The organism is Micromonospora noduli (assembly GCF_003264365.1).
Taxonomy (GTDB): Bacteria; Actinomycetota; Actinomycetes; order Mycobacteriales; family Micromonosporaceae; genus Micromonospora; species Micromonospora noduli.
In genome coordinates, this window is record NZ_PYAK01000119.1 from 1 (window position 1) to 4,734 (window position 4,734).

The 4,734-nt window shown below is 75.4% G+C and carries 4 protein-coding genes and 1 pseudogene; 2 read left to right on the plus strand and 3 right to left on the minus strand.

The features are described 5' to 3' along the window. Window positions 1-15: 15 nt before the first annotated feature. Genes GUI43_RS33050 through GUI43_RS33060 form a run of 3 tightly spaced genes read right to left on the minus strand, consistent with a single transcriptional unit; the run spans window position 16 to window position 2,880 of the window. The gene (locus tag GUI43_RS33050) at window positions 16-840 is read right to left on the minus strand and encodes an SDR family NAD(P)-dependent oxidoreductase (RefSeq protein ID WP_112700704.1); all 825 of its coding nucleotides are present in this window, start codon (window positions 838-840) and stop codon (window positions 16-18) included. Next, the gene (locus tag GUI43_RS33055) at window positions 837-2,177 is read right to left on the minus strand and encodes a flavin-containing monooxygenase (RefSeq protein ID WP_112700706.1); all 1,341 of its coding nucleotides are present in this window, start codon (window positions 2,175-2,177) and stop codon (window positions 837-839) included. The genes GUI43_RS33050 and GUI43_RS33055 overlap by 4 nt, the downstream gene beginning before the upstream one ends. Before the next feature lie 55 nt (window positions 2,178-2,232). Beyond that, on the minus strand, window positions 2,233-2,880 hold the full coding sequence (locus GUI43_RS33060) for a TetR/AcrR family transcriptional regulator (protein WP_225855064.1): 648 nt from the start codon (window positions 2,878-2,880) through the stop codon (window positions 2,233-2,235). Between the two features lie 57 nt (window positions 2,881-2,937). On the opposite strand from GUI43_RS33060, the gene GUI43_RS33065 reads away from it, so the two are divergent. Together GUI43_RS33065 and GUI43_RS33070 are read left to right on the plus strand one after the other, a co-directional pair. Continuing rightward, entirely contained in the window at window positions 2,938-4,296 is a 1,359-nt protein-coding gene (locus GUI43_RS33065; protein ID WP_112700708.1) for an MFS transporter, read from the plus strand. Window positions 4,297-4,322: 26 nt separating this feature from the next. Next, window positions 4,323-4,734: pseudogene (locus GUI43_RS33070) on the plus strand (hypothetical protein); the annotation flags it as partial.

Here is a 4,734-nt window from a genome sequence, read left to right on the forward strand (position 1 = left end):
CCCTGACCCGGGCGGTCAGCGCCCCCGGTGGCGGCCGAGCATCCCGGCGGCCAGCGGCGCGGCGTCCAGGTCACCGGCGGCGAGCCGGGCGGCGAGGGTACGGCGTACCAGCCGGTCGGCCAGCGCGGGCGCGTGCCGGCCGACGGCCATCTCCAGCCGGCCGCGCGTGGTGGTCGCCACGTCCCGGGGCGCCCGCCGGGCGGTGGCGGTCCGCAGGATCGCCGCGACCACCCCTTCGACGGGCTCGGGGCGCGACACCCCTTGCAGGGACAGCCCGGCCTCGGCGGTGCTGTCGTGGATCGGTGAGGCGACCATGCTCGGGTAGACGACGCTCACTCCGACGTGGGTGCCCACCTCGTGGCGCAGCGCGTCAGCGTAGGCGACCAGGGCCCGTTTGCTCACCCCGTACGCGGCGGCGAGCGGCAGCGGCAGCACCGCCATCCGGCTGGCCACGAAAATCACCCGTCCGCGCGCGGTGAGCAGCGGGGGCAGCGCGGCGGCGGTGGTGCGCCAGGCGGCGAGCAGGTTGACCTCCAGTTGCCGACGGACCACCTCGTCGGGCGGCAACTCGGCCGGCGCGGGACCACCGACCCCGGCGTTGTTGATCAGCAGGTCGAGTCCGCCGAGCCGGTCGACGGCGGCCCGCACCGCCGCCGGTACGGCGTCCGGGTCGGTCAGGTCACAGCCCAGCACCGGCACGTCGTCGTCGGGACGGGCGTGCAGGTCGAGCCCCACCACCCGGGCGCCGGCCGCGCTCAGCGCGGCGCCGAGGTGGCGGCCGAAGGTCCCGCTCGCCCCGGTGACCAGCACCCGCCGACCGGTAAGGGTTCGGCCGCTCACCGGGGTGCCCCGACCGAGGGCGCCGTGCCGGAGCGGGCGCGGCGGGTCCCGGCGGTCAACTCCCGGGCCAGTTCGGCCAGGTAGACGTCGAAGTCCACCCGCATCGCCGGGCGGCGCTGACCCCAGCGGGCGGTCGCGGCCCGCAGTTCGGCCCGGCACGCGGCGCGCTGTCGCTCCGGGTCCGGCAGCGTGTACCGGCCGGCGAGGTGCGCCGCGATCAGCTTGGCCTGCGCCTCGACCAGGGGGAACGCGGAGCCGGTGGACTGCATCAACCCGACGAAGCTCAGCCCGGGGGCGTCGGGGTGGAACACGTGCCGGTACAACGGCAGGGTGTCGGCGCCTCCGGCGAGCAGCGCCGCGTCGAGGAACGGGACGTCCACCCGGTAGCCGGTGCACCAGATGATCAGGTCGACGCTGTCGCTGCGGCCGTCGGTGAACTCCACCCGGTCGCCGTCGAGGGCGGCGACACCGGGTCGGGCCTCGACGTCACCGTGGGTCAGCCGCGACAGCAACCCGTCGGAGAGCGTCGGGTGGTCCTGCAGGAAGCCGTGCGTCGGTGCGGGCAGCCCGTAGCGGGCCGGGTTGCCGACGGTGGCGCTCAGCATCGTCTGGCTGATGCGTTGGCGCAGACGCCACGGCAGCCGACGGGCCAACGCACCGTTGAGGGTGTCCGAGGGGCGCCCCAGCAGGTACTTCGGCACCACCCAGACGCCCCGGCGCAGCGACAGCAGGGTACGGGTGGCGGCGTACGACGCGTCGACGGCGATGTCCATCGCGGAGTTGCCGCCGCCGACGACCAGGACCCGCCGGCCGGCCAACTGCTCCGGACCCCGGTAGTCGTGGCTGTGGATCTGCTCGGCGGTGCAGGTGCCGGGGTAGCCGGGGTCGGGCAGCCGGGGCACCCGGTTGTGCCCGTTGGCGACGACCACGGCGTCGACGGTGACCTCGACCGGCCCGTTCGGGCCGCTGGCGGCCACCGTCCAGGTGCCGTTGGGATGCTGGGTGACCCGCTCCACGGTGTGGCGCAGCCGGATGGTGTCGGCCAGACCGAAGCGCGTGGCGTAGTCGCCGAGGTAGCCGGCGACACGACGGTGGTCGGGGTAGTCGGGCCAGTCGGTCGGCATCGGGTGGTCGGCGAACTGGGTTCGACCACGGCTGGTGTTGAGGTGCAGCGTGCGGTACGCGGGCGAGTCGGGTGCGCCGTACACCCAGAGGCCACCGACCTGCTCGGCGGCCTCGAAGCCCACCGTCGGCACGTCGGCGTCGCGTAGTGCCTTGACCGCGGCGAGCCCGGCGGCGCCGGCCCCGATCACCGCCACCCGCTGTGGTACGCCCATTGCCGCCCCCATTAATCCAACGTCCGATGGATAATCGTCGCGCGGCGGCGGCCCGTCAAGGGGTCGGTGATCCGTACAGCCCGTCGAGCAGGCGGTGCACGAACGCCCGGAACTCGCGCCGCTCCCGGGCGCCGGGCGCGCCCGCGGCCAGCGCCACCACGTGCCCGTGCGTCGCCCACACCAGACTCCGCACGGTGATGTGCGGGGTCGGCTCGGCGAGCGCGCCGGTCGCCGCGGCGGCGGTGAGCAGCTCCGCGACCAGCCGGTACAACGGGTCGGCGTAGCGCTGGTCGAGCTCGGCGTGCCGCTGCGGTTCCAGCCAGCGGCGCAGCCACAGTGCGGTGGTCTCGGGGCGGTCCTCCAGGAAGTCGACGAAGACGTCGACCAGCTCGTGCAGGGCCCGTCGTGCCGCGTCCGGACCGGCGTCGAGAGCGGCGCGCGCCTGCTCGGCGGCCTCGGTCAGCACCTCCCGCTCGGCGGCGAACACCCGGGCGAAGCACGCGTCGTAGAGCGCTGCCTTCGTACCCGTGTGGTGCGCGACAGTGGCGACGTCGACCCCGGCGGCGGCGGCGACCTCCCGCAGCCCGACGGCGTCGAAGCCCCGCTCGGCGAAGAGCGCGGTCGCCGCGGTGAGCACCACCTCGCGGGTCGGCCGGGTCTCGTCGCGGCGGGGCCGACCCGGGCGGCGGCGGGGCATGGTCATGGCCGCCATTCTGCCCCTAGAATCCAGCAACCGTTGGATTGCGGAGAGGATGCGGCGATGACCGGGCTGGACCGGCGGCCCGCGGCCGCCACCGACGCGGCGCTGCCGCGCGGGCCCCTGGCGGGCTTCGCGGCCGGCTCGCTCGGCATGGGTGTCTGGGTGACCGTTCCCGGCCTGCTGCTGCTCTACTTCCTCACTGACGTGCTGGCCGTCGGGCCGTGGCTGGCCGGCCTGGCGCTGCTGCTGCCGAAGATCGCCGACGTGCTGCTGCACCCCTGGGTGGGGCACCGCGCCGACGTCGAGCAGACCCGACGCGGCGACCGTCGTCGCCTGCTGCTGCTCGGTTGCGCCCTGCCGGTCGCGTTCGCCGCGCTCTTCGCGGTGCCCGGCGGCCTGACCGGCGCGCCGGCCGCGGCGTGGGTGGCGGTGTTCTTCATCGCCGGCAACCTGCTCTTCGCCGCCTACCAGGTCCCCTACCTGTCCACCCCGGCCGACCTGCGCATCGGCTACCACGAACGCACCCGGCTGATGGCGTTCCGGATGGTGGTGCTGACCCTGGGCATCCTGGTCTCCGGGCTGCTGGCCCCGCTGCTCACCGGCGGCGACGCCGCGACGCGGGGCGGCTACCAGCGGATGGGCGTGGTCCTGGCCGTCGGGATGCTGGTGGCCATGCTGGTCGGTGTCGCCGGCATCGCCCGGTTGCGCGGGTCCGCGCCGGCCAGCACCGGGGCCGGGCACGGCGGGTGGCGGGCGTTGCGCACGGCGCTGCGCGACAGGCAGTTCCGGTGGCTGGTGGCCGCGTACCTGGCGATGTCCACCACCACCCACCTGGTGCTCGCCGGGGTGCCCTACTACGCCGAGTACGAGCTGCGCGCCCCCGGCCTGACCACGGTGCTGGTGGCCGCGTTCGTGGCGCCGGCGCTGCTGGTCACCCCTGCCTGGCTGGTGGTGGCCCGACGCGTCGGCAAGCAGCGGGCGCTGCTCGGGGCGCAGGGCGCGTTCGCGATCGGCTCCCTGGTGTTGGCGGTGGGTCGACCGGCCGGCCTGCCGGTGCTGGTCGCCGCGGTGGCGGTGCTCGGGGTGGCGTTCGCCGGCATGCAGTTGCTGCCGTTCTCGATGCTGCCCGACGTGATCCGCGCCGCCAGCAACGCCGGCAGCACCGGGGCCGGCACCTACACCGGGGTGTGGACGGCCACCGAGGCCACCGGCGCGGCCCTGGGCCCGTACGCGTACGCGCTGTGCCTGACCGTTGGTGGTTTCGTGGCCTCGACCGCCGGTGAGTCGCCGGTGCAGCCGGACGCCGCGCTCGCGGCGGTCCGCTACGGCTTCGGGTTGCTGCCGGCGGTGGCGATGCTCGCGGCGTTGCTGCTGCAACGCCGCTACACCCTGGACGCGACGGCCCGGGCGGCGAGCTGATCGGCCGGCACTAGACTTCGCCCTCGATGGACGCCCAGCCCAGCACCACCGAGACCCGCCCGTGCGCCCACTGTGGAGCGCCGGTGCCGCAACGTGTCGGCGCGGGTCGACCGTTTCGCTACTGCCGCGACAACGACGGCGCCTGCCAGCGCGCCTCCCGCAACAGCCGGATGCGGCACCGCAACGCCCCCGGTCTGCCCGGGCAGGTGGCCCGCACCTGGGAGGCGGTGGACCGACTCGACCAGATCGTCGAGACGTTGACCGAGTCCCTGCACGCCGAGTTGTCCCCGGTGGGTGTGCAGCGGCAGCTCGCGCAGGTCCGCGCGGAGGCCGCCACCGAGATCGCGGCGGCGCAGACCGAACGCGACGAGGCCCGCGACGACGCCGAGACCGCGGCGGCCGACGCGGCGCGCGCCCGCGAGCAGGCCCGCGAGGCCC

Excerpts from the sequence above, each read along its gene's own strand:
- GUI43_RS33060 (WP_225855064.1), bottom strand. The coding sequence starts at position 2,880 with ATGACCATGCCCCGCCGCCGCCCGGGTCGGCCCCGCCGCGACGAGACC.
- GUI43_RS33055 (WP_112700706.1), bottom strand. The coding sequence starts at position 2,177 with ATGGGCGTACCACAGCGGGTGGCGGTGATCGGGGCCGGCGCCGCCGGG.
- GUI43_RS33065 (WP_112700708.1), top strand. The coding sequence starts at position 2,938 with ATGACCGGGCTGGACCGGCGGCCCGCGGCCGCCACCGACGCGGCGCTG.